At 70.9% G+C, this 22,501-nt stretch carries 19 protein-coding genes; 9 read left to right on the forward strand and 10 right to left on the reverse strand.

Annotated elements, in window-relative coordinates; all coding sequences use genetic code 11:
- Positions 1-62 precede the first annotated feature (62 nt).
- The 5 genes from AW270_RS34575 to AW270_RS34595 form a co-directional block, all read right to left on the reverse strand.
- On the reverse strand, positions 63-1,550 hold the full coding sequence (locus tag AW270_RS34575; RefSeq protein WP_061300350.1) for a sodium/solute symporter: 1,488 nt from the start codon (positions 1,548-1,550) through the stop codon (positions 63-65).
- Entirely contained in the window at positions 1,547-2,014 is a 468-nt protein-coding gene (locus AW270_RS34580; RefSeq protein WP_082802072.1) for a hypothetical protein, read from the reverse strand. Before AW270_RS34580 ends, AW270_RS34575 begins: the two co-directional genes overlap by 4 nt.
- Positions 2,011-2,763, reverse strand: a complete 753-nt coding sequence (locus tag AW270_RS34585; protein WP_061300404.1) for a LytR/AlgR family response regulator transcription factor — start codon at positions 2,761-2,763, stop codon at positions 2,011-2,013. The genes AW270_RS34580 and AW270_RS34585 overlap by 4 nt, the downstream gene beginning before the upstream one ends.
- Before the next feature lie 139 nt (positions 2,764-2,902).
- Positions 2,903-4,078: a sensor histidine kinase gene (locus AW270_RS34590; RefSeq protein WP_061300351.1), complete on the reverse strand. Its 1,176-nt coding sequence runs from the start codon at positions 4,076-4,078 to the stop codon at positions 2,903-2,905.
- Between the two features lie 10 nt (positions 4,079-4,088).
- Positions 4,089-5,453: a cation:dicarboxylate symporter family transporter gene (locus tag AW270_RS34595; RefSeq protein ID WP_061300405.1), complete on the reverse strand. Its 1,365-nt coding sequence runs from the start codon at positions 5,451-5,453 to the stop codon at positions 4,089-4,091.
- Between the two features lie 113 nt (positions 5,454-5,566).
- On the opposite strand from AW270_RS34595, the gene AW270_RS34600 reads away from it, so the two are divergent.
- A complete protein-coding gene (locus AW270_RS34600) occupies positions 5,567-7,120 on the forward strand; it encodes a sensor histidine kinase (RefSeq protein ID WP_061300352.1) in 1,554 nt (517 codons plus the stop codon).
- The gene (locus AW270_RS34605; RefSeq protein ID WP_061300353.1) at positions 7,117-7,788 is read left to right on the forward strand and encodes a response regulator; all 672 of its coding nucleotides are present in this window, start codon (positions 7,117-7,119) and stop codon (positions 7,786-7,788) included. Before AW270_RS34600 ends, AW270_RS34605 begins: the two co-directional genes overlap by 4 nt.
- Here AW270_RS34605 and AW270_RS34610 read toward each other — a convergent pair.
- From AW270_RS34610 to AW270_RS34620, 3 genes are all read right to left on the reverse strand, one after another.
- A complete protein-coding gene (locus AW270_RS34610; protein WP_061300354.1) occupies positions 7,776-8,183 on the reverse strand; it encodes an HIT family protein in 408 nt (135 codons plus the stop codon). The two genes, AW270_RS34605 and AW270_RS34610, sit on opposite strands and share 13 nt — an antisense overlap.
- Positions 8,184-8,278: 95 nt before the next feature.
- On the reverse strand, positions 8,279-9,433 hold the full coding sequence (locus AW270_RS34615) for an acyl-CoA dehydrogenase family protein (protein WP_061300355.1): 1,155 nt from the start codon (positions 9,431-9,433) through the stop codon (positions 8,279-8,281).
- The gene (locus tag AW270_RS34620; RefSeq protein WP_061300356.1) at positions 9,430-9,945 is read right to left on the reverse strand and encodes a MaoC family dehydratase; all 516 of its coding nucleotides are present in this window, start codon (positions 9,943-9,945) and stop codon (positions 9,430-9,432) included. Before AW270_RS34620 ends, AW270_RS34615 begins: the two co-directional genes overlap by 4 nt.
- Positions 9,946-10,072: 127 nt before the next feature.
- On the opposite strand from AW270_RS34620, the gene AW270_RS34625 reads away from it, so the two are divergent.
- Both AW270_RS34625 and AW270_RS34630 read left to right on the forward strand, forming a co-directional pair.
- Complete coding sequence (locus AW270_RS34625; protein ID WP_245675007.1) at positions 10,073-10,978, forward strand: inorganic phosphate transporter; 906 nt, start codon at positions 10,073-10,075, stop codon at positions 10,976-10,978.
- Positions 10,975-11,607 (forward strand): DUF47 domain-containing protein, encoded by a 633-nt coding sequence (locus AW270_RS34630; protein ID WP_061300358.1) that lies wholly within the window; start codon positions 10,975-10,977, stop codon positions 11,605-11,607. Before AW270_RS34625 ends, AW270_RS34630 begins: the two co-directional genes overlap by 4 nt.
- A 91-nt stretch (positions 11,608-11,698) precedes the next feature.
- Here the strand turns inward: AW270_RS34630 and AW270_RS34635 are convergent, their stop codons facing one another.
- On the reverse strand, positions 11,699-12,415 hold the full coding sequence (locus AW270_RS34635) for an SDR family oxidoreductase (protein ID WP_061300359.1): 717 nt from the start codon (positions 12,413-12,415) through the stop codon (positions 11,699-11,701).
- 80 nt (positions 12,416-12,495) lie between these two features.
- Between AW270_RS34635 and AW270_RS34640 the strand changes: the two genes are divergently transcribed.
- Together AW270_RS34640 and AW270_RS34645 are read left to right on the forward strand one after the other, a co-directional pair.
- Positions 12,496-13,311, forward strand: coding sequence for a helix-turn-helix transcriptional regulator (locus AW270_RS34640; RefSeq protein WP_061300360.1), 816 nt, complete (start codon positions 12,496-12,498; stop codon positions 13,309-13,311).
- Between the two features lie 74 nt (positions 13,312-13,385).
- Complete coding sequence (locus tag AW270_RS34645) at positions 13,386-15,113, forward strand: hypothetical protein (RefSeq protein WP_157523097.1); 1,728 nt, start codon at positions 13,386-13,388, stop codon at positions 15,111-15,113.
- 30 nt (positions 15,114-15,143) lie between these two features.
- Here AW270_RS34645 and AW270_RS34650 read toward each other — a convergent pair whose 3' ends face one another.
- On the reverse strand, positions 15,144-15,509 hold the full coding sequence (locus AW270_RS34650) for a hypothetical protein (protein WP_061300362.1): 366 nt from the start codon (positions 15,507-15,509) through the stop codon (positions 15,144-15,146).
- A 191-nt stretch (positions 15,510-15,700) separates the two neighbouring features.
- Between AW270_RS34650 and AW270_RS34655 the strand changes: the two genes are divergently transcribed.
- From AW270_RS34655 to AW270_RS34665, 3 genes are all read left to right on the forward strand, one after another.
- A complete protein-coding gene (locus AW270_RS34655) occupies positions 15,701-18,475 on the forward strand; it encodes a glycoside hydrolase family 48 protein (protein ID WP_082802073.1) in 2,775 nt (924 codons plus the stop codon).
- 364 nt (positions 18,476-18,839) lie between these two features.
- Positions 18,840-21,206: a glycoside hydrolase family 9 protein gene (locus AW270_RS34660; RefSeq protein ID WP_061300364.1), complete on the forward strand. Its 2,367-nt coding sequence runs from the start codon at positions 18,840-18,842 to the stop codon at positions 21,204-21,206.
- A gap of 164 nt (positions 21,207-21,370) precedes the next feature.
- Complete coding sequence (locus AW270_RS34665; protein ID WP_061300365.1) at positions 21,371-22,387, forward strand: glycosyltransferase family 4 protein; 1,017 nt, start codon at positions 21,371-21,373, stop codon at positions 22,385-22,387.
- The last annotated feature ends 114 nt before the right edge of the window (positions 22,388-22,501 follow it).

The following is a 22,501-nucleotide window of genomic DNA, read 5'->3' on the forward strand; positions in this document are numbered from 1 at the left end:
TGCGCCGAATGGTCCGCTATCCACGACGAACGGCACCCTTTTCGGCCGACCTCAACTGTCCGTTATGACGACCGTGGACGCCAATCGCCCCGGTCCACGTCAAGTGTCTCGGGTGTGTGGAGACGTACCATCGTGCGCGTCACGTTGGGCGGCACCCGGCCGGGGGTGAGCAGCGAGACGACGACCATGACGGAGAACGAGATCGGCACCGACCAGGCGGCCGGCTGGGCCAGCAGCGCCCCGGCCCACCCGCCGTGCGGCCCGCCGACGATGGTGACCAGCCCGGCCACGCAGGCGAGCCCTCCCCCGGCCAGCAGCCCGGCGACGGCGCCTGAGGTGGTGAGCCGCCGCCACCAGATGCCGAGCACGAGCAGCGGGCAGAACGACGAGGCCGCCACCGCGAACGCCAGCCCGACGACGTCGGCGACCGGCAGCGCCCGCGCCACGATCGCCAGCCCGAACGGCACCGCGACCCCGATGACCGTCGCCACCCGGAACGACCGCACCCCGTCGGTGAACCGCAGGATGTCCTGCCCGAGCACGCCCGCCACCGACACCGCCAGCCCCGACGACGTCGACAGGAACGCCGCGAACGCCCCGCCGGTGACCAGCGCGGTCAGCAGCTCCCCCGCGACCCCGCCGACCAGGTGCCCCGGCATGGTCAGCACGACCGAGTCGGGCCCGTCGAGCGGCGGCAGGTAGACCCGCCCGAGATAGCCGTAGATCGACGGCAGCAGGTAGAACGCGCCGAGCAGCGACAGCACGACCAGGGTGGTCCGCCGGGCGGCCCGGCCGTCGGGGTTGGTGTAGAACCGCACGAGCACGTGCGGCAGCCCCATCGTGCCCAGGAACGTGGCCAGGATCAGCGAGTACGTCGCGTAGACCGGGTGTTCGCGCCCGTGCAGCGGCAGCGCCCACGGGTCGCCCGGCTGGAGCCCCGGCGCGCCGTCGGCCCGCCACGCCAGCAGCATGAAGACGAGCGGCACGGCCAGCGCGGTCAGCTTCAGCCAGTACTGGAACGCCTGCACGAACGTGATCGACTTCATCCCGCCCGACAGCACGTTCACCGCGACGACCCCGGCGACCAGCAGCCCGCCGGCCCACGCGGGCGCGCCGGTGATCGCCCGGAACACCATCCCGGCGCTCTGGAACTGCGGCATCAGATAGAGCCACCCGATGAGCACGACGAGCACGCTCGACACCCGGCGCACGGCCATCGACTCCAGCCGCGCCTCGGCGAAGTCGGGCAGCGTGTAGGCCCCCGACCGCCGCAGCGGCGCCGACACCAGCACGAGCAGCACGAGATAGCCGCCGGTCCACCCGACCGGCAGCCACAGCATGTCCGCGCCGTAGGTGAGGATCAGCCCGGCGATGCCCAGGAACGAGGCGGCCGACAGGTACTCCCCGCCGATCGCCGAGGCGTTCCACAGCGGGGTGACGGTCCGCGAGGCGACGTAGAAGTCGGAGGTCGTGCGCGACACCCGGACGCCGAACGCCCCGATCAGCACCGCCGCGAGCACCACGAGCACGATCGCGACGAGTGAGCTCAATCGCCCTCCACCAGCTCGGCGAACCGCCGTTCGTTGCGTTCGGCCGCCCGGACGTAGAGCCAGGCGCCGACGACGAACGCCGGGTAGATGAGCCCGGCGAGCACCAGCCACGGCAGCGGCAGGCCGAGCACGACGACCTCGCGCATCGACGGGACCAGCATGAACAGTAAGGGCATCCCGCCGATCACGCAGGCCAGCAGCGTGCAGACGAACAGGCCGAGGCGGAGCTGGGTGCGGATCAGCGAGCGCATGTAGACCTCGCCGAGCCGCGTCTGCTCGTCGATCTCGCGGGTGGCGGGATAACGCGGGCGGCGCGCGGCGACGGCCCGGGGGCTGGTGACGGTCTCCCGGCGGGGCTTGGCCGTGTCGGCCTCACCAGACCGGGGCTCCGCCGAGCGCGAGCGGCGGGTCCGGGCGCGGCCGGGCGGGTTCCTTCCCGGCTCCGCCGGTGACGGGCCGGTCATTGGTCCGGCTTGGCCCGGCGGGCCCGGCGCACCAGCAGGTCGCGCAGTTCGCGGGTGTGGCGGCGGCTGACGGGGATCTCGGTGTCGCCGATGCGGACCACGCAGCGGCCGGAGTCGATGTGCAGCTCGTCGATGTGCTTGACCGCGACGAGATGGCTGCGGTGCACGCGGAGGAACCCGGCCGAGGCCCAGCGCTCCTCCAGGGCGGCGAGCGGGATGCGTACCAGATGACTGCCGGTCGCGGTGTGCAGGCGGGCGTAGTCGCCGCGCGCCTCCACGTAACGCACCTCGGTCGAGGCGACGAAGCGGGTCACCCCGCCCAGTTCGACCGGGATGGTGTCGCTGGTCTCGGGCTCGGTGTAGGCCTCGCTCCCCGCGCAGACCCGCCGGATCGCCTCGGCCAGCCGGTCGGGGCGGACCGGCTTGAGCAGGTAGTCCTCGGCCTTGAGCTCGAACGCGTCGACGGCGTGGTCCTCGTAGGCGGTCACGAAGACGACCTTCGGTGGCCGCGAGAACTGGGTGAGCAGCCGCCCGAGCACCACCCCGTCAAGGCCGCGCATCCGGATGTCGAGGAAGACCGCGTCGATCGGCCGGCCGTCGGCCATGGCCCGGTCGAGCAGCTTCAGCGCGGCGGCGCCGTCACGGGCGGTCTGCACCTCGCCGATGCGCGGATCGGCCCGCAGGAGGTAGGCGAGGTCTTCGAGCGCGGGCTGTTCGTCGTCCACAGCCAGCACCCGCAACCCGCTCACGTCGTACCCCTTCACTGGATGAGTCCCTAGAGCGTGATAAATCGTCTTTTGTAAGTCAACGCGAAAGCCGGATCGTTAACTACAGAAACGTTTCCCTCCGTCACGGCTCCGCCCGCCCGGCCACGAGCGATCCGTGGCCTCAGCGGACGGCCACCCCCGGGCGGTATTTGGGCATCCGCATGCTGACCTTCGTCCCGGCTCCCTCGCCCGTCTCGACGACCAGCCCGAACTCGTCGCCGTAGACCTGGCGGAGCCGTTCGTCGACGTTGGCCAGGCCGACTCCCGTCGCGCGCTCCTCCCCCGCGAGCACCCGCCTGAGGTGCTCGGGGTCCATGCCGAGGCCGTCGTCCTCCACGGTGATCGAGCACTCCGCGCCGGCGTCCTCGGCGACGATGGTGATCCGCCCGACGCCCGGCTTGCTCTCCAGCCCGTGCCTGACCGCGTTCTCCACCAGCGGCTGGATGCACAGGAACGGCACCGCCACGGCCAGCACCTCGGGCGCGATCCGCAGGGTGACCTGCAACTGGTCGCCGAAGCGGGCCCGCTCCAGGGTGAGGTAGCGGTCGATCGAGCGCAGTTCCTCGGCGAGGGTGGTGTAGTCGCCGTGCCGCCGGAAGGAGTAGCGGGTGAAGTCGGCGAAGTCGATCAGGAGCTCCCGGGCCCGCTCCGGGTCGGTCCGCACGAACGAGGCGATCGTCGTGAGGGAGTTGTAGATGAAGTGGGGGGAGATCTGCGCCCGCAGGGCCCGTACCTCCGCCTCCATGAGCAGGGTCCGCGACCGGTCGAGCTCGGCGAGTTCGAGCTGGGAGTCGACCCACCGGGCGACCTCCTGCACCGCCCTGACCAGCCCGGCCGAGGTGTGGTCGCCGTAGGCGGCCAGCGAGCCGACCACCCGCTCGTCGGTGGTGAGCGGGACGACCACCGCGTGCCTGATCGGGCATTCGGGCTGCGTGCAGGAGAGCTGGAGGACCTGGATGCGGCCGTCCTTCAGCGTGCTCTTGGCGTGGTCGAAGGCCTCGCGGGCGTGGTGGTCGCCGGTCCCGTCGTAGACGAGCAGCTCCTCGGCGTTGGTGATCGCTATCGCCGGTGAGCCGAGGAGTTGCCGCAGGTGACGCGAGGCCTTGAGCACCCCCGCCTGGGTGAGCCCGGCGCGGAGCGGGGGCGCGGCGAGGCTGGCGGTGTGGAGCGTCTCGAAGGTCGCCCGTTCGGCCGGGCCGCTGCCGAGCTCGCGGCGTCCGCGCAGCACGCGCCAGAGCACGACGGCGGGCACACCCACCAGGGCGGCGACCACCAGGACGGCGACCAGGGGCTCCACGTCGCGGAGCCTACCGGACCGTTTCGGGAAGCCTGTCTTGCGTGACGTTTTCGTGCTCGTCCAGCAGCGTGGTCTCGTCGAACGGGTCGCGTCCGGAGAGAACCTCCTGCGCCCGCTCCCGGTCGAACTCCCCGGTCCAGCTCCCGATCAGCACGGTCGCCACCGCGTTCCCGGCGAAGTTGGTCAGCGCGCGGGCCTCCGACATGAACCGGTCGATGCCGACGATGAGCCCGACGCCGTCGACCAGCTCGGGCCGGTGCGACTGGAGCCCGGAGGCGAGGGTGGCCAGGCCCGCGCCGGTGACCCCCGCCGCGCCCTTGGACGCGATCATCATGAACACCAGCAGCGAGACCTGCTCGCCGAACGACAGCGGGGCCCCGGTCGCGCTGGCCACGAAGAGGGTGGCCATCGTCAGGTAGATCGCGGTCCCGTCGAGGTTGAACGAGTAGCCGGTCGGCACGGTGATCCCGACGACCGGACGGCTGACGCCGAGGTGCTCCATCTTCGCGATCAGGCGCGGCAGCGCCGACTCGGATGACGAGGTGGACAGGATCAGCAGGAACTCCCGGCGCAGATAGCCGAACAGCGACAGCACGTTGAGCCCGGAGACCAGCCGCAGCATCGGCCCGAGCACGAGGAACACGAACAGCAGGCAGGTCGCGTAGAAGCTGAGCATGATGACGCCGAGACTCTTGAGCGCGTCGACGCCGGTCGCGCCGACCACCGCCGCCATCGCCCCGAACGCGCCGACGGGCGCGGCCCACATGATCATGGCGAGGATGCGGAAGACGAGCCGCTGGACGTGCTCGACGCCGGTGAGGATCGGCGTGGCGCGCGGCCCCATCGCCTGGAGGGCGAACCCCGCGAGCAGCGCGACCAGCAGCGTCTGGAGCACCGAGCCCTCGGTGAACGCCGACACGAGCGTGGCCGGGATGATCCCGAGCAGGAACGCCGTGGTGTCGCTCTCGCCGCCCTTGGCCGCCTCGGCCGCCGCGGCGTCGCGGAGTTCCGGCGTGAGCTGGAGCCCGGAACCCGGGTCGACGAGGTTGCCCACGATGAGCCCGATCGCCAGCGCGACCGTCGACATGACGAGGAAGTAGCCGAGCGCGAGCCCGCCGACCCGCCCGACCTTCGCCGCCTTGGCCACCGAGCCGATGCCGAGCACGATCGTGCAGAAGATGATGGGGCTGATCATCATCTTGATGAGCGCCACGAAAGCGGTGCCCAGCGGCTTGAGCGCGACCCCGAGGTCCGGCGCGGCGAAGCCGACCGCGACGCCCGCCACGGCCGCGATGATGACGGCGAGGTAGAGATAGCGGGTCCTGTCCCGCCGCTCGGGGGCCGCTGCCTGGGGGGACTCCGCTGGTGCGGACATGGCGTCCACTCTCCCTAAAGTCGGTTGGTGGGCCGACTATCCGCCCCGGGAGTGACCTGGGTCACTATTGCGTACATTTCGTTCACTGGACCGAGTCAGGAGAGGTGACGCCGATGCGACGATGGAGCCTGGCGCGGCAGATGTTCGCGCTCCAGATCGTCGTCGTGGTCGCGACCGTCGCGGCGGGGACCGTGATGGCCGTCCTGCAGACCCGCGACCTGGTCGCGGAGGACGCGACCGCGGTGACCAAGGCGGTCGCGGTGAGCGTGGCGTCGGCCCCGTCGGTCCTGACCGCGCTGGGCGACCCCGACCCGACGGCCCTGCTCCAGCCGTACGCCGAGAAGGTCCGCGCGGAGACGGGCGTCGGCTTCATCACGATCATGAGCCCGGCGGGCATCAGGTACACCCACCCGACGCTCACCGAGATAGGGCGCCCCTACCTGGGAACGCTGGCCGACCGGACGTACAGCGAGACCTACACGGGCACGCTCGGCCCCTCGATCCGCACGATCACCCCCGTCCGCGACGCGTCCGGTCGGGTCAGAGGGCTGGTCAGCGCCGGTATAACGGTCGAGAACATCGGCGGCCGGCTCCGCGAGCAGCTGGAGGCCGGCGTGCTGGCCGGCCTGCTCGGCCTCGGCGCCGGCACCGCCGGCACCTACCTGGCCGGCCGCCGCCTCCGCCGCCACACCCACGACCTCGGGACGCAGGAACTGACCCTGATGTACGACTACCACGAGGCGATCCTGCACGCCGTCCGCGAAGGGTTGCTGCTGGTCGACGGGCGCAACGTGCTGACGCTGTGCAACGACGGCGCCCGCGGGCTGCTCGGCCTGCCCCCGGACGCGGAGGGCTCCCCCGTGACCGCGCTGGGCCTGCCGCCCTCCCTCACCGAACTGCTGTCCTCGGGCGGCGACCGCACCGACGAGATCCACCTGACGGGAGACCGGGTGCTGCTGGTCAGCGTCGCGGCGGTCCGCTCCGGAACCCGCTCCCTCGGCACGGTCGTGACGTTGCGCGACCACACCGAGCTCCAGGACGTGACCGGCCAGCTCGACGCCGAACGCGGCTTCGCCGACGCGCTGCGCTCGGCCGCCCACGAGTCGGCCAACCGCCTGCACACCGTGATCTCCCTGGTCGAGCTGGGCCGTCCCGAACAGGCGGTGGCCTTCGCGACCGAGGAACTCCGCGCCGCCCAGGAACTGACGGACCGGGTCGTGGCCGCCGTCCGCGAACCGGTGCTGGCGGCCCTCCTGCTGGGCAAGTCGGCCCAGGCCGCCGAGCGCGGCGTGGAGTTGTCGATCACCCCTGAGAGCGAACTCGACGACGTGGGCCTCGACCCGCACGACCTGGTGGCGATCCTCGGCAACCTGATCGACAACGCGGTCGAGGCCGCCATGTCCGGCCCGCCACCGGCGAGGGTGGAGGTGCACGTGGGCGCGTCCGGCTCCGTGTGCGAGATCCGCGTCGCCGACAGCGGCCCCGGCCTCGAACCGGCCAGGGTCGAGGAGGCCTACCGGCGCGGCTGGACGACCAAGGGCGACGGCCGGGGCCTCGGCCTGCCCTTGGCGGTGCAGGCCGTGCGCAGGCTGGGCGGCACGATCGAAGCGACCCCCGACGCGGTCTTCACCATCCGCCTCCCCCTCCCGGAGAGGACCGCCTCGTGATCTCGGTGCTCGTGGTCGAGGACGAGGAGATCACCGCCGAGGCAAATCGGATCTACGTGGAACGGGTCCCCGGCTTCGCGGTGGCGGGAGTGGTCAGGTCGGGCGGCGAGGCGCTGCGGTTCCTCGGCAGGCGGCCCGTCGACCTGGTGCTGCTCGACCTCCACCTCCCCGACATGCACGGCCTGGACGTGTGCCGGGCGATCAGAGGCGCGGGCATCCTGTGCGACGTCATCGTCATCACCTCCGCCCGCGACCTGTCGATGGTCCGCTCGGCGGTGTCGGCGGGCGTGGCCCAGTACGTGCTGAAGCCGTTCACCTTCGCCGCCCTCAACGACAAACTGCGCCAGTACGCCAGGTTCCGCTCCTCGGCCGACGCGAGCGGCGAGGCCAGCGGCCAGGGCGAGGTCGACGACATGCTGGCCGCCCTGCGCGGCCCGGCCCGCTCCCATCTTCCGAAGGGCCTGACCCAGCCCACCCTGGAAGCCGTGGTCGCCGAACTGCGCGGCGCCGCCGACGGCCTGTCCGCCACGGCGGTCGCCGCGTCGGTCGGGGTGTCCCGCGTGACGGCCCGGCGCTACCTGGAACACCTGACGGAGAGCGGAGCGGCCCGCCGCCTGCCGCAGTACGGCGGGCTCGGCCGGCCTGAGCTGGTCTATCAGCTCATCTGAGCGCGGATCCTCGCGGCGTACTCGCGCGCCTCCTCGTCGGAGGCGTACTTGGTACGCGGCCAGAAGAAGCCCCGGAGACCGTCCTTCGGGTTACGCGGGACCACGTGGGTGTGCAGATGCGCGACCGACTGGGACACGACGTTGTTGAGCGCGACGAAGCTGCCCTTGGCGTCGAGCCCCGCCATGACGGCCCGCGTGACGGCCTGCACCCGCTCGAAGTAGGGCCCGACCTCGACGAGATCGAGCAGCGTGACGACGTGGGTCTTCGGCACGACCAGGACGTGCCCCTTGAAGACGGGCCGGTGGTCGAGAAAGGCGAACACGACGTCGTCCTCGTAGACCTCGACGGTCTCGGTGGTCCCGGCCACCATCGCGCAGAACAGGCAGTCGCTCATCCTCGCGACCCTAGTTGACCGGCCAGGGCAGGCAGGCCGTCTGCACCGAGGCGTTTCAGGAGCTCACCGGCCAGCCGTGGCAGCCCTAGTACCGCTCACCAGCCGACCTTCAGCGTCCCTTTCAGCAGGGCGCGGGCGATGACCATCCGCTGGACGTCATTCGTGCCCTCACCGATCGCCATCAGCGGCGCGTCGCGGTAGAGGCGCTCAAGAACGAACTCCTGCGAATACCCGTACCCCCCATGGATCCGCATGGCCTCCATCGTCGTCGTCAGCGCCATCTCCGACGCGAAGTACTTCGCCATCGCCGCCTCCCCCGTCACCGCCCCCTGCTCCGACCGGACCGCCGCCCAGTACGTCATCAGCCGCGCCGCCTGGATCTCGGTCGCCATGTCGGCCAGCTTCAACTGGATCGCCTGGAACTCGGAGATCGGCTGCCCGAAGGCGTTCCGCTGCTGCGAATACGTAAGGGCCGCGTCATAGGCGCACTGGGCCACCCCCACCGCGCGGGCCGCGATGTTGATCCGCCCGAGTTCCAGCGCCGCCAGCACCTGCTGCATCCCCCGGCCCTCGACGCCGCCCAGCAGCCGGTCGACCGGCACCCGCGCGGAGTCGATGACGACCTCACACGTCTCCGTCCCCTTGTAGCCGAGTTTCGGCAGGTCACGGCCGATCTGGAGGTCCGCGGCGTCGATCAGCAGGACCGACATGCCCCGGTGGGCCGGGGTCTGCGCCGAGGTCTTCACCAGCACGGGCAGCGGGTCGGCGTGCCGGGCGTTGGTGATCCACGTCTTGGTGCCGGTCACCACGTAGTGGTCCCCGTCGCGGACGGCGCGCGTCGTGATCCCCTGCAGGTCCGTGCCGGCCCCCGGTTCGGTCAGAGCGATGCCGGTACGCCGTTCGCCCGACGCCCACCCCGGCAGGAACTCCTCCTTCTGCTCGGCGGTCCCGTACTGAGCCACCATCCACGTCGCCAGGGAATGGGATCCGAGGATCCCCGCCACGCCCATCCACCCGCGCGCGATCTCCTCGAAGACGAGGGCGAAGGAGACCCGGTCGAGCGCGAGCCCCCCGTGCACCTCAGGGATCGTCATCCCGAACAGGCCCAGTTCCTTGAACGACTCCACGATCTCCGCCGGATAGCGGCCCGACCGCTCCCATTCGGCCGCGACCGGGACGATCTCGTTGTCGACGAACTCGCGCAACGTCCGCCGGAAGAGGCGCTGCTCCTCGGTCAGGTCGAAGTTCATGCCATCGGGCCGTTCTTCGCTACCGGGAAGAAGCCCTTGTCGTGGGGGGCGTCCCGTTTGTAGACCATGACCGACCGCCGCCACGACATGACCTCGTCGCCGTCCTGGTTGAGGCCCCGGGTCCGGCACGTCACGATCCCCGCCCACGGCCGCGAGGCGGATTCCCGCACGGCCTCGACCAGCGACTCGGCGTAGAGGGTGTCGCCGAGGAAGACGGGGTGGGTCAGGCGGATCTCGTCCCAGCCGAGGTTCATCGAGGCGTTCTGGCTGACGTCGATGACCGACAGGCCCAGGACGATCGCCACTGATAGGCCCGAGTTCACGATGATCTTCCCGACGGGGGCCTTCGCGGCGAAGTGGGCGTTGAAGTGGTTCTGGTTGGTGTTCATCGTCAGCAGGGTGAACCAGGTGTTGTCGGCCTCGGAGATCGTGCGGCCGAGCGGGTGCTGGAACACGTCGCCGACGACGAAATCCTCGTAGTAACGCCCCAGATGGGCTGCATGGACGGTCACTTCCCTATCGTCCCCACATCTCCGGCCGAGTGATCACCCCTCCGGCCGGGAATGCCTTAGTAAACAAATGGTGAACAACAGGCAAACGGGGAGCTTATTGTCCGCCTCACTAGCTGTTCTCGCCGGAGTGTTCGCGATCGTCTCAGGGATCAACGACGGCGGCGCGCTGCTCGGCGCCGGGCTCCGGGTTCCTGGGGTGCGCCCGTTGGTGGCGCTGTTCGTGCTGGTCGCCGCGGTGGCGGCGGTGCCGATGCTGACCTCGCGGGTGGCCGCCACCTTCACCACGCGGCTGGCGTCCCTGCCGGGGGCTCCCGGGCAGGTGGCGATGACCGTCGCGGTGGTCTGCTCGCTGGTGGTGGTCCTGGTGCTGAGCAGCCGGGGGTGGCCGACCAGTCTGACGCTGGCCATCGTCGGCGGGCTGACCGGCGCGGCCGTCGGCCTCGGGCTGCCCGTCTCCGCCGGAGGCGTGGGCCTGGTGCTCGTGGCGGGGATCGCCGCGCCCTTCGTCGGGGCGACGGTGGCGGTGCTGGCCAGCCGCCTGGTGTCCCGGCTGGGCCGGGCGCAGTCGCTGCCGCGCCTGCACTGGGGCGGGTTCGCGGTGCAGTGCCTCGCCTACGCCGCCAACGACGGCCAGAAGATGCTGGCCGTCTTCCTCGTCGGGCTCGGCGTGGGCGGAGCGCCTCCGCTGGTCTGCCTGCTGGTCGCGGCGCTGTTCGCGGTCGGCGCCGTCTACGGGCTGCCGCGCGCCGGTCGGACCCTCAGCCGGCAGTTGCTGCCCGCCCGGCCGCTGCACGCCGTGGCCGCCGGGCTCGGCAGCGGGCTGTCGGTGATCGGGTGCGCGGCGGCGGGCGCGCCGGTGAGCATGACGCAGGCCATCGCGGGCGGCTTCGTCGGGGCGGGGGTCGCCGAGAGCGTCCGCCGGGTGCGGTGGCCGGCCACCATGAAGATCGTGCTCGCCTGGACGCTGACACTTCCGGCCACCGGCCTGCTGGGTCTGGCGGCCGGGCTGATGATCAGGGGGGTGGCCGGATGAGGCGGCTCCGGCGCGTGTTCGGCATGATGCGGGGGCGGATGGACAGCGCCCTGTCGGAGGCGCTCATCGGCCAGCTGGAGACGACCCGGGAGGGCGCGTGGCTGGCCATCGCCATGATCGGCGGCGAGATCGGCCGGACCAAGGCCCACCAGGCGATGCGCGACATCGAGCACCGCGGCGACACCTACCGCGCCCGCCTGGTCGCCGAGCTGGCCGGGGCCCTGATCACGCCGATCGACCGGGAGGACCTGTTCCGGCTGTCCCGCTCGATCGACGACATCCTCGACTCGCTGCGCGACTTCGTCCGCGAGTCGCACCTCTACCGGGTGCGCGGCAGGCAGCGCTTCGCCCCGATGCTCGACCAGGTGATCGTCGGCGTCGACGCGCTGGAGAAGTCGGTGCGTGACCTGGCCACCCGCTCGTCGGCGGTCGGCCACGACGCGCTGGAGGCCAAGAAGGCCGGCGGCACCCTCAAGCGGATGTACCAGTACGAGATCGCCCGCATCCTCACCTCGGAGATCACCGCCGAGACCCTGCGGGAGCGCGAACTGGTCCGGCGGCTGGAGATCGTGGGCATCGCGATCGGCGAGGCCGCCGACGCGATCGCCGACGGGGCGATGAAGCGCTGACCCGTCCAGGCCAGTCGGCGTGGGCAGGTCGAACACACCCACGCCTGACAGGACGCCTTCTATCGGCTCGCCCGCTGCCACGCACCACCGTTCACCAGGGGACGGGCGTTCCGTCCCAGGAGAAGAAGCCACCGGTGGGGCCGTCCTCCGGCAGCAGGGCCAGCCGGAGGGCTCCCCGCGCGGCCTCGTCCGGGTCGCCGCCGGCAGCAGCGGCCCGGGGGTTGAGATCGGTGGCCCGCAGGCCGGGGGCGAGCGCGTTGACCTTGAAGCCGTCCTCGGCCAGCGTCTGGGCGTAGAGGACGGTGAGGGCGTTGAGGGCGGCCTTGGACGACCGGTAGGCGGCGGCTGCGCCGCTACCCGAGATGAACTGGGGGTTGGGGGTGGTGCTCCAGGTCAGCGACGCGGTGCCACTGGAGACGTTGACTATGCGCGGGCGCGGGGACCGGCGCAGGGCGGGCAGGAAGGCATTGGTCACGGTCACCACCCCGAACACATTGGTCTCGTAGGTGCGCCTGTACTCCTCGACGCCGGTGTCGGTCGGCGGGGCGAGTGACAGCGAGATGCCGGCGTTGTTGACCAGCACGTCCAAGCGGTCCACCTGAGCCGCGGCCTGTGCGACGCCGTCGGGATCTGTCACGTCGAGGACCAGCGGACGGGCTCCGGCCCCGATCTCCTCGACGGCCCGCTGTCCGCGCAAGGGGTCACGGGAGCCCACGTACACGGTGAAGCCCTCAACGGCGAGCAGCCGGGCAATATGTCGGCCGATGCCTTTGTTTGCACCGGTGACCAGAGCTGTGCGTTCGTTCATGGGAACCACACTTCTCCGGTCATGGGTGCTCTGCCAGGGACAGCCTGTACCAGGCAGTGTGAGGCAGGAGAGGAGGCGACGTGGCGCGGCAGGAACTGGCCCACTACCTGCGGGACCGCCGTGCGGCCCTGCGTCCTCACGAGATCGGCCTGGCGGCGACGGGCACCGACCGCCGCACACCGGGTCTGCGCCGCGAAGAGGTGGCGGAGCTCGCCCACATGTCGGTCGACTACTACACCCGGCTGGAGCAGGCCCGGGGGCCGCGGCCATCGGCCCGGATCCTGGACGCGCTGGCCCGCGCGCTGCGGCTCACGCCGGCCGAGCGCAGCCATCTGTTCCGCCTGGCGGGTTCGAGCGCGCCGCCTGGCATCAGCGCCGTGCGGCAGGTCCGCCCCCACGTGGCCCGGATGCTGGAGCGGCTGCCGGAGACCGGTGCCATCGTCACTGACGCGACGTACGACGTCCTCACCTGGAACCCCCTGGCCCGCGCGCTGCTCGGCACCGACCTTGGAGGCGGGACGACGAACCTGGCCCGACGCCGCTTCCTGGGCCAGGGGCGGATGTACGAGAGCTCCAGCGCCGAGGAATTCGGGCACATCGTGGTGGCGCGGCTGCGCCGGGCCGCGGACCGCTACCCGCATGACCCGCAGCTGGCCGGGCTTCTGGCCGAACTGCACGCCGGCAGTGAGGAGTTCCGGCAGATCTGGGAGGCGCGTCCGGTCCACGCTCCCGGGCACCGGACCAAGACCCTGGACCATCCGGAGGCCGGTGCGCTGCGGTTGCACTGCGACGTCCTGCTGGTGCCCGAAGATGACCAGGAGGTCGTCCTGATGACGGCCGACCCCGGATCACCTGCCGAGCGGGCCCTGCGCGGGCTGGCCACGCAGGCGACCTGAGACGGAGGATGCGCACAGGTCCTGGTGCCGGGGCTTTCCACGCCGCCTGTCCGCGTGGCCTCTAAAGTCGGGGCATGCGAAGATCACTCCCCTTCCGGCGGCTCACCCCGGCGGAGAAGCGACTCGTGGCGGCCTACCCGGCCGGGGAATGGGTCGACGTAAGGGAAGAACGACAGCCGACCACCTGGACCGGACGCATCACCGAGGCCTACGAGAGCCTGACCGCCCCGGCCCACCGAGCCCGCTCGTCCTCGGCCACCCGAACCGACCATGATCCCCACGAGGACGCCGGGGCCTCCGTCGAGAACGACGGGACCGATCGGGCAGATCAGGTCCAGGTCGCTCCCGCCGCGCGGAAGCGGACTCCCCGGGCGGATCGGGAGCGGGTCGTCCGGGCTGAGGTGATCCGGGCGCTGCTGCTCGGGGTGCGGCCCGCCGAGCCGGGGCAGGTGGCGGCGATCCGGCTGATCGGGGCGCGGATTGTGGGGGATCTGGACCTGTCCGGGGCCGAGGTGACCGCGACGCTGCATCTGATCAGGTGCCAGGTCGACGGGGTGATCGATCTGGTCGAGGCGCAGACGCGGGCGCTGCGGTTCCGTGACTGCGAGATCCTGCGGCTGCGGGCCGGGCGGGCCCGGATCAACGGTGTCCTCGACGTGGGCGGCAGCGTGCTGAAGGAGGGGATCCGGCTCGACAACGCCCACGTCAGCGGGCAGTTACGCATGTCGGGGTGCCGGCTCGGCTGCCCTGGCGGCTGGACCTCCGAGGACGCGGGATGGTCCAGCGCCCGCTACCCGGGCGATCCCCGTGAACAGGACCAGAAGCACACCGCCCTCTGGGCCGGCGGGCTCGTCGTGGAGGGCGGCGCGTTCCTGCGCGGCATGACGGTCACCGGCGGGCTGCGGATCCAGGGCGCCCGCTTCAACGGCGGGCTGTGGCTCCAGGACACCACGATCCGGGCGACCGGCCGCTACGCCGTCCACGCCGACTACCTGCAGACGACAGTCATGAACATGGGCGAGGGATTCACCGCAGAAGGGGAGATCAGCCTGCGCGTCGCGCGGATCAGCGGCACCCTGTCGTTCCACGGCGCCCGCCTCACCTGCACGAAGGGCCCGGTCATCCAGACCCGGCACCTCGACGTCGGCGAACTGCTGCTCACTCCAGAGTCGATCGAGGGCGGCGTCGACCTCGGCTACACCCGGGTCGGGCTGCTCGCCGACCGTCCGGAGAGCTACCCGGGCGCGGTCCGGCTCGACGGGCTCGTGTACGAATCCCTGCGCAGCCCCGCCACGCTCCGCGAGCGCCTGGCGTGGCTGACCAAGCACCCCGCCGGCTACCGCCCGCAGCCCTACGAGCAGATGGCCGCCTACTACCGCCGCATGGGCCACGAACCCGACTCGCGGCGGGTCCTGCTGGCCAAACAGCGGGCGCGGCGCCGCACGTTACCGCCGGCCGGCCGGGCCTGGGGCGTCCTGCTGGACGCGGTGGTCGGCTACGGCTTCCGCCCCTGGCTGGCCGGGGCGTGGCTGGCGGCGCTGCTCACGGCGGGGACGCTCGTCTTCTCCCTGGTCCCCCCGGTCCAGATCAGCCTGGACGAGCGTCCCCGCCACTTCAACGCCTTCGTCTACACCCTCGACCACATGGTGCCGGTGAGCCTGTTCGAGCAGCGGGCCGCCTGGGAGCCCACCGGCTGGACGATCTGGGTGGCCAACGCGCTCATCGCGGCGGGATGGATCCTGGCCACCGCCCTCATCGCGGGCGGCACCCGGGTCCTGCGCCCGGCGAGCACTTCACCCTGATCTCACTTCTTGGATCTCACTTCTTGGATCTCACTTCTTGCGGCGCAGCACCCGGCGCAGCACGAACAGGGCCACCACTCCGGCCACGACGGCGACGGCCGGGCGCTTCTTGGCCTCGGCGGTCAGCCGGTCGGTGGCGTCGCGGAACTGGACCGGGGTGATCTCGGCGGCCTTGGCGGAGACCGTCTCGCCGGCCTCGCGGACCCTGTCCTTCACGGTGTCGGGAATGCGCTCCTCGACGATGGCGACCGCCTTCTGGGCGGCCTCGCGGACCTCGGGCATCTTGTCCTCGACGGTCGCGGCGACCTTGGCGGCGGTCTCGTGGAAGGTGCCCTCGATCTTGGCGGCGGTCACCTTGGCGGCGTCGGTCATCTCGTTCAGTCTCTCGTTGGCCATGGGCGCGCGACTACCCGCAGGTGACGGCCGCACACGTACCAATTTTCAGGTGAAAGTTTCACCTCCGGGCAGGGCAAAGGTCGGCGAATCCGAACGTTGATTGACAGGGATTCGGGCCCTCCGGGCATGCTGTGCGGTGGGAGCGCTCCCATCCCCCCCTGAGTCCCTGAGAGCTTGGAGAACCCCCGACCATGGCGATACGTGCTTATCGCAAACGTGCCCTGTGGGCGGCCGTGCTGGCCGTCTGCACAGGTGCCGTCACGTTGGTCGCGCAACCGGCGTCCGCCGCCGTGACGTGCGACGTGACGTACGTGACCAACGACTGGAACACCAGCCCCACCCAGGGCGGCTTCACCGCCAACATCACCGTGCGGAACACCGGCGACGCCCTGAGCAGCTGGAACCTGGGGTTCACCTTCCCCAACTCCGGCCAGCGGGTGCAGCAGGGCTGGTCGGCGAACTGGACCCAGTCGGGCGCCAACGTCACTGCCACCAACATGCCGTGGAACGGTTCCCTGGCGAGCGGCGCGACCCTCTCGCTCGGCTTCAACGGGACCTGGAGCGGGAGCAACCCCAAGCCGACCAGCTTCCGGGTGAACAACGTGGTCTGCGGCGGCACCCCCTCGCCCAGCCCGTCGCCCAGCCCCTCTCCCTCTCCCTCGCCGAGCCCCTCCCCCAGCCCCTCGCCGAGCCCGTCGCCGTCTCCGTCGCCGAGCCCCTCGCCGTCGCCGCAGCCTGACGGGTTCGTCCGCATCACGCCGACGTCGCTGCTGGTCGCCGAGGGCGGCTCCGCCTCGGCCGGCGTGTCGCTGTCGCTTCAGCCGACCTCGAACGTGACGGTGACCGTGGCGAAGGCGAGCGGCGGTGACGCCGACCTGACCGCGGCGCCCACGTCGCTGACCTTCACGCCGAGCAACTGGAACGTCGCCCAGAACGTCGTCGTCTCCGCCGCGCAGGACGCCGACGCGACCGCCGGCACGGCCAGGTTCAACCTGTCGACGAGCGGGGGCGGGGTCTTCTACTTCTCCTCGGCCCTGGACGCCACCGAGGCCGACGACGACGGCACGCAGACGGGCAGCGAGTACGTCCAGCGCTTCACGTCGCTCTACAACAAGATCCACGACCCGGCGAACGGCTACTTCTCGCCGGAGGGCGTGCCCTACCACTCGGTCGAGACGTTCATGGTCGAGGCCCCGGACCACGGACACGAGACCACGTCGGAGGCCTACAGCTACTACCTGTGGCTGGAGGCCGTCTACGGCCAGGTGACCGGCGACTGGACCAAGTTCAACGCCGCGTGGGCGTCGATGGAGAGGTACATCATCCCCTCCACGCAGGACCAGCCGACCAACTCGTTCTACAACGCGAGCAGCCCGGCGACGTACGCGGGTGAGTTCGACGACATCAGCTCCTACCCGTCGCAGATCACCAACGGCGTCTCGGTCGGCACCGACCCGATCGCGGCCGAGCTGCGGTCGGCGTACAACACCAGCGACATCTACGGCATGCACTGGCTGCTGGACGTCGACAACACCTACGGCTTCGGCCGCTGCGGCGACGGCGTGACCAAGCCGGTGTACATCAACACCTACCAGCGCGGCCCCGAGGAGTCGGTCTTCGAGACCATCCCGCAGCCGTCGTGCGACACCTTCGCGCACGGTGGCCGCAACGGCTTCCTCGACCTGTTCATCAAGGACAGCAGCTACGCCAAGCAGTGGAAGTACACCAACGCCCCCGACGCCGACGCCCGCGCCGTGCAGGTGGCCTACTACGCCAACGAGTGGGCCAAGGCCCAGGGCAAGCAGTCGCAGGTCTCCGCCACGGTCGCCAAGGCCGCGAAGATGGGTGACTACCTGCGCTACGCGATGTACGACAAGTACTTCAAGCAGCCCGGCTGCACCAGCACGTCGTGCCCGGCCGGCACCGGCAAGAACAGCGCCAGCTACCTGCTGAGCTGGTACTACGCGTGGGGTGGCGCGACCGACTCGTCGGCCGGCTGGGCCTGGCGCATCGGTTCGTCGCACAACCACGGCGGCTACCAGAACCCGCTCGCGGCCTGGGCCCTGTCGACCCAGACCGACCTGCGTCCGCGCAGCACCACCGGCGCGTCCGACTGGGCGACCTCGCTGACCCGCCAGCTCCAGTTCTACAAGTGGCTGCAGTCGGACGAGGGCGCCATCGCCGGCGGCGCGACCAACTCGTGGCAGGGCCACTACGCGACCCCGCCGTCGAACCTGCCGAAGTTCCACGGCATGACCTACGACTGGCAGCCGGTCTACCACGACCCGCCGTCGAACCAGTGGTTCGGCTTCCAGGCGTGGTCGATGGAGCGCGTGGCCTCGCTGTACTACGCCAGCGGCAACGCCGACGCCAAGACGATCCTCGACAAGTGGGTCGCCTGGGCGATGGCGAACACGACCGTCAACGCCAACGGGACCTACCAGATCCCGTCGACGCTGCGCTGGTCCGGCGCGCCCGCCGGTAACTGGAGCTCCACCACCGGCATGCCCCCGGCCAACCCGGGCCTGCACGTCACCGTGGCCGACCACACCACCGACGTGGGCGTCGCGGGTTCGTACGCGAAGGTCCTCATGTACTACGCCGCCCGCGCCAACCACACGGGTGCGAAGAACATGGCCAAGGCGCTCCTCGACGGCATCTGGCTGAACCAGGACGCCAAGGGCGTGTCGGTCCCCGAGACCAAGGCCGACTACAACCGCATCGACGACCCGGTCTACGTGCCCCCGGGCTGGACCGGCACGATGCCGAACGGCGACCCGATCAACTCCAGCTCGACCTTCCTGTCGATCCGCTCGTTCTACAAGAACGACCCCGACTGGCCCGAGGTCAAGGCCTACCTGGACGGGACCGGCCCGGCCCCGACCTTCAACTACCACCGCTTCTGGGCCCAGGTCGACGTCGCCGTCGCCATGGGCGAGTTCGGCCGCCTGTTCCCGAACGGCTGATCCCCACGAGCTGGGGGTGACGGTGCCGGACCCGCCGTCACTCCCTGATCAGTAAGACGAGGAGCCCCCTCCGGGGGGCTCCTTCCTTTTTTCCGTACGTTTTCCGTACGCCGTTGGCGAGCGCGGGAACTGAAAGTTTCAGCATACGAACGCGCTGGTCACAGGGCGTGACCGGCATAAGTCCAGCCCGGGGCGCAAACACCCCGGATCGCCCCGGTGAGCCTGCCGACCCTTGATTGACATCCGTGGTCCCGTCCAGGAAATTCGCCTTGGGAGCGCTCCCACGCCCCAGCAAGGCCAGGGGTGCGACAGCGCCTGACCCGCTGTCGCGCCCCCGACACCCCCTCCCCGTAAGGACGCTCCTATGCGCCGTACGCTCCGCATCGCGGCCGTGGCACTGGTCGCGGCCGTGACCCTCCAACCGCAGCAGGCCTCCGCCGCCGTGTTCAACTACGGCGAGGCGTTGCAGAAGTCGATCCTGTTCTACGAGGCCCAGCAGGCGGGCCCGCTGCCCTCATGGAACCGCGTCTCGTGGCGCGGGCCGTCCGGCCTGACCGACGGCGCCGACGTCGGGCTCGACCTGACCGGCGGCTGGTACGACGCCGGTGACCACGTCAAGTTCGGCCTGCCGATGGCGGCCGCCACGACGATGCTGGCGTGGGGGGCGGTCGAGAACCGGGCCGCGTACGGCAGCCAGCTCACCCACCTGACGAACAACCTGCGGTTCGTCAACGACTACTTCATCAAGGCCCACCCGTCGGCCAACGTGCTCTACGGGCAGGTCGGCAACGGCGGGCTCGACCACGCCTGGTGGGGGCCGGCCGAGGCGATGCAGATGAGCCGGCCGTCGTACAAGATCGACGCGAGCTGCGGCGGCGCCGACCTGGCCGGTGAGACGGCTGCGGCGATGGCGGCCTCCTCGATGGTGTTCCGGCCGACCGACCCGACCTACGCCAACACGCTGGTGACCCACGCGCGGCAGCTGTACTCCTTCGCCGAGAACGTGCGGCGCGCCTACAGCGACTGCATCACCGACGCGGCTGGCTACTACCGCTCGTGGAGCGGCTTCAACGACGAGCTCGTGTGGGGCGCGATCTGGCTCTACCGGGCCACCGGCGAGGCCTCCTACCTGGCCAAGGCCGAGGCCGGTTACGCCAACCTGGGCACCGAGCCGCAGTCGACGACCAAGTCGTACAAGTGGACGATCGCCTGGGACGACAAGTCCTACGGCGCCTACGTCCTGCTGGCCAAGCTGACCGGCAAGCAGCAGTACCTCGACGACGCCAACCGCTGGCTCGACTTCTGGACCGTCGGCGTCAACGGCCAGCGGGTGACCTACTCCCCCGGCGGCCAGGCCGTCCTCGACCGGTGGGGTTCGCTCCGGTACGCCGCCAACACCGCCTTCGCGGCGCTGGTCCACAGCGACTCGATCACCGACGCCACGCGCAAGGCCCGCTACCACGACTTCGCCAAGCGCCAGATCGACTACGCGCTCGGCGACAACCCGCGCAACTCCTCGTACGTGATCGGGTTCGGCAACAACCCGCCGAAGAACCCGCACCACCGCACCGCGCACGGCTCGTGGACCGACCAGATGACCAACCCGGTCGAGACCCGCCACACCCTCTACGGCGCCCTGGTCGGCGGCCCGCCCGACCCGAACGACGCCTACACCGACAAGCGCGACGACTACGTGATGAACGAGGTCGCCACCGACTACAACGCCGGCTTCACCAGCGCGGTGGCCCGCCTCTACGGCGAGTACGGCGGCACGCCGCTGGCCAACTTCCCGCAGCCGGAGACGGCCCCCGAACCGGAGATCTTCACCGAGGCCTCCGTGAACGCGACCGGGACCGGCTTCACCGAGGTCAAGGTCATGATCCGGAACCAGTCGGGCTGGCCGGCCCGGAACCTGACCAACGGCTCCTTCCGCTACTACTTCACCCTCGACGGGGACACCACCCCGGCCGACATCACGGTGACGGCCAACTACAACCAGTGCAGCGCGCCCACCGGCCCGACCCAGCACTCCGGCGCGATCTACTACGTGACCATCAACTGCGCCGGGCAGAACATCTCCCCGGCCGGGCAGTCGGCGCACCGGCGCGAGGTGCAGTTCCGGGTGGCGAGCTCCAAGCAGTGGAGCGCGGCCAACGACTGGTCGTACGTGGGCGTCTCGACGACCCCCGGCTCGACGCCGGTCCGGGTCACCAACATCCCGCTGTTCGCCGGGACGACCAAGATCTGGGGCAACACCCCGGGCGCGGACCCGTCGCCCTCGCCGTCCCCCAGCCCCTCCCCGTCGCCCAGCCCCTCCCCGTCGCCGTCTCCCTCCCCGTCTCCGTCTCCGTCTCCGTCTCCCTCGCCTTCGCCTTCGCCGAGCCCCAGCCCGTCGCCCTCCCCGTCGCCTTCGCCGTCTCCCGGCGGTAAGGCGTGCGCGGCGACGTACAGCATCACCGACCAGTGGGGTGGCGGGTTCGGCGCCCAGGTCTCGGTGCGGAACTCCGGCAACGTCGCCATCACCGGCTGGACCGTGAACTGGACCTGGCCCAACGGCCAGACCATCTCGCAGCTCTGGAACGGCCAGCACACCCAGTCGGGCTCCGCCGTGGCGGTCCGGAACATGTCCTACAACGGCAACCTGTCGCCGAACACCTCCACCACGTTCGGATTCAACGGCAACTGGTCCGGCACCAACGGGACCCCGACCCTCACCTGCACCCCCGCCTGACCCTCAAGCCGCCCGCCTTCCCCAGACGGACCCCTCTGGGGGAGGCGGGCCCTCCACGGCCCCGCCCCTCATTCCGCAGGGGGGCGGGGCTTTCGGTGTAACCTCGGACATCTCCGGCACACCGGGAGGTGCGCGATGAGCCATCGGACCCAGATCCTGTCGTCGTGAAGGTCGCCCTGCTGGGCCCGGTCGCCTGGCGGACGCCGCCGGTCCACTACGGCCCGTGGGAGCAGGTCACCAGCCTGCTCGCCGAGGGGCTGGTCGCCCGCGGCGTCGACGTGACCCTGTTCGCCACACTCGACTCGGTCACCTCCGCCACGCTCGACGGGGTCGTGCCGCGCGGCTACGCCGACGACCCGTCCGTCGACGGGCGGGTGTGGGAGGCGCTCCACGTCGCCCACGTGTTCGGCCGGTCGGCCGAGTTCGACCTCGTGCACAGTCATCTCGACTGGCTGCCGCTGGCGTTCGCGCGGCACTGCCGGGCGCCGCTTCTCACCACCGTCCACGGTTTCTCGGGGCCGGGCATCCTGCCCGCCTACACACGGGCCGCGTCGGCCTACGTCTCCATCTCGCACGCCGACCGCTCCCCCGGCCTCGACTACGTCGCCACCGTCCACCACGGCATCGACTTCGGCGAGTTCCCCTTCGCGCCTGATGGCGGACCGGGGCTGGTCAGCTTCGGCCGGATCCATCCGGACAAGGGGACCCGCACAGCGATCGAGATCGCCCGGCGGACCGGCATGCCACTGACGATCTGCGGGATCGTCCAGGACCGGCGCTATTTCGAAGAGGAGGTCGCGCCGCTGATCGACGGCGACCAGGTCGTCTACCTGGGGTCGGTCGGGCCGGAGCGGCGCGCGGCGGTCCTCGGCGGCGGGGCCGCGCTGCTGCACCCGATCGACTTCGACGAGCCGTTCGGGCTGTCGGTGGTCGAGGCGATGGCGTGCGGCACGCCCGTCGTCGCCTACCGCCGGGGGTCGATGGCCGAGGTGGTGGACCCGGGGGTGACCGGGTTCCTGGTCGGCTCGCCCGATGAGGCCGTCGAGGCGGTGGGGCGGGTGAAGACGCTCGATCGGGCGGCGTGCAGGGCGCGGGCCGAGAGCCGGTTCGGCGTCGACCGGATGGTCACCGACTATCTGCGGGTGTATCGCCGCATGATAGGAGCCGGCAACCCCGGGTAGTGTGGGATCTGCCGCAGAATCCCGCCGTCGGACGAGGATCGCGGCAGCCGGGCCCCCGCACGAGGGCGGGCCCCCGGCAACCCGCTCGGAAATTCTCCGCCTCAGGCAACCGCC

It is taken from the genome of Herbidospora cretacea (assembly GCF_001570605.1).
Taxonomy (GTDB): domain Bacteria; phylum Actinomycetota; class Actinomycetes; order Streptosporangiales; family Streptosporangiaceae; genus Herbidospora; species Herbidospora cretacea.

Excerpts from the sequence above, each read along its gene's own strand:
- AW270_RS34580 (WP_082802072.1), bottom strand. The coding sequence starts at position 2,014 with ATGACCGGCCCGTCACCGGCGGAGCCGGGAAGGAACCCGCCCGGCCGC.
- AW270_RS34595 (WP_061300405.1), bottom strand. The coding sequence starts at position 5,453 with ATGTCCGCACCAGCGGAGTCCCCCCAGGCAGCGGCCCCCGAGCGGCGG.
- AW270_RS34600 (WP_061300352.1), top strand. The coding sequence starts at position 5,567 with ATGCGACGATGGAGCCTGGCGCGGCAGATGTTCGCGCTCCAGATCGTC.
- AW270_RS34610 (WP_061300354.1), bottom strand. The coding sequence starts at position 8,183 with ATGAGCGACTGCCTGTTCTGCGCGATGGTGGCCGGGACCACCGAGACC.
- AW270_RS34615 (WP_061300355.1), bottom strand. The coding sequence starts at position 9,433 with ATGAACTTCGACCTGACCGAGGAGCAGCGCCTCTTCCGGCGGACGTTG.
- AW270_RS34630 (WP_061300358.1), top strand. The coding sequence starts at position 10,975 with ATGAGGCGGCTCCGGCGCGTGTTCGGCATGATGCGGGGGCGGATGGAC.
- AW270_RS34635 (WP_061300359.1), bottom strand. The coding sequence starts at position 12,415 with ATGAACGAACGCACAGCTCTGGTCACCGGTGCAAACAAAGGCATCGGC.
- AW270_RS34645 (WP_157523097.1), top strand. The coding sequence starts at position 13,386 with ATGCGAAGATCACTCCCCTTCCGGCGGCTCACCCCGGCGGAGAAGCGA.
- AW270_RS34650 (WP_061300362.1), bottom strand. The coding sequence starts at position 15,509 with ATGGCCAACGAGAGACTGAACGAGATGACCGACGCCGCCAAGGTGACC.
- AW270_RS34655 (WP_082802073.1), top strand. The coding sequence starts at position 15,701 with ATGGCGATACGTGCTTATCGCAAACGTGCCCTGTGGGCGGCCGTGCTG.
- AW270_RS34660 (WP_061300364.1), top strand. The coding sequence starts at position 18,840 with ATGCGCCGTACGCTCCGCATCGCGGCCGTGGCACTGGTCGCGGCCGTG.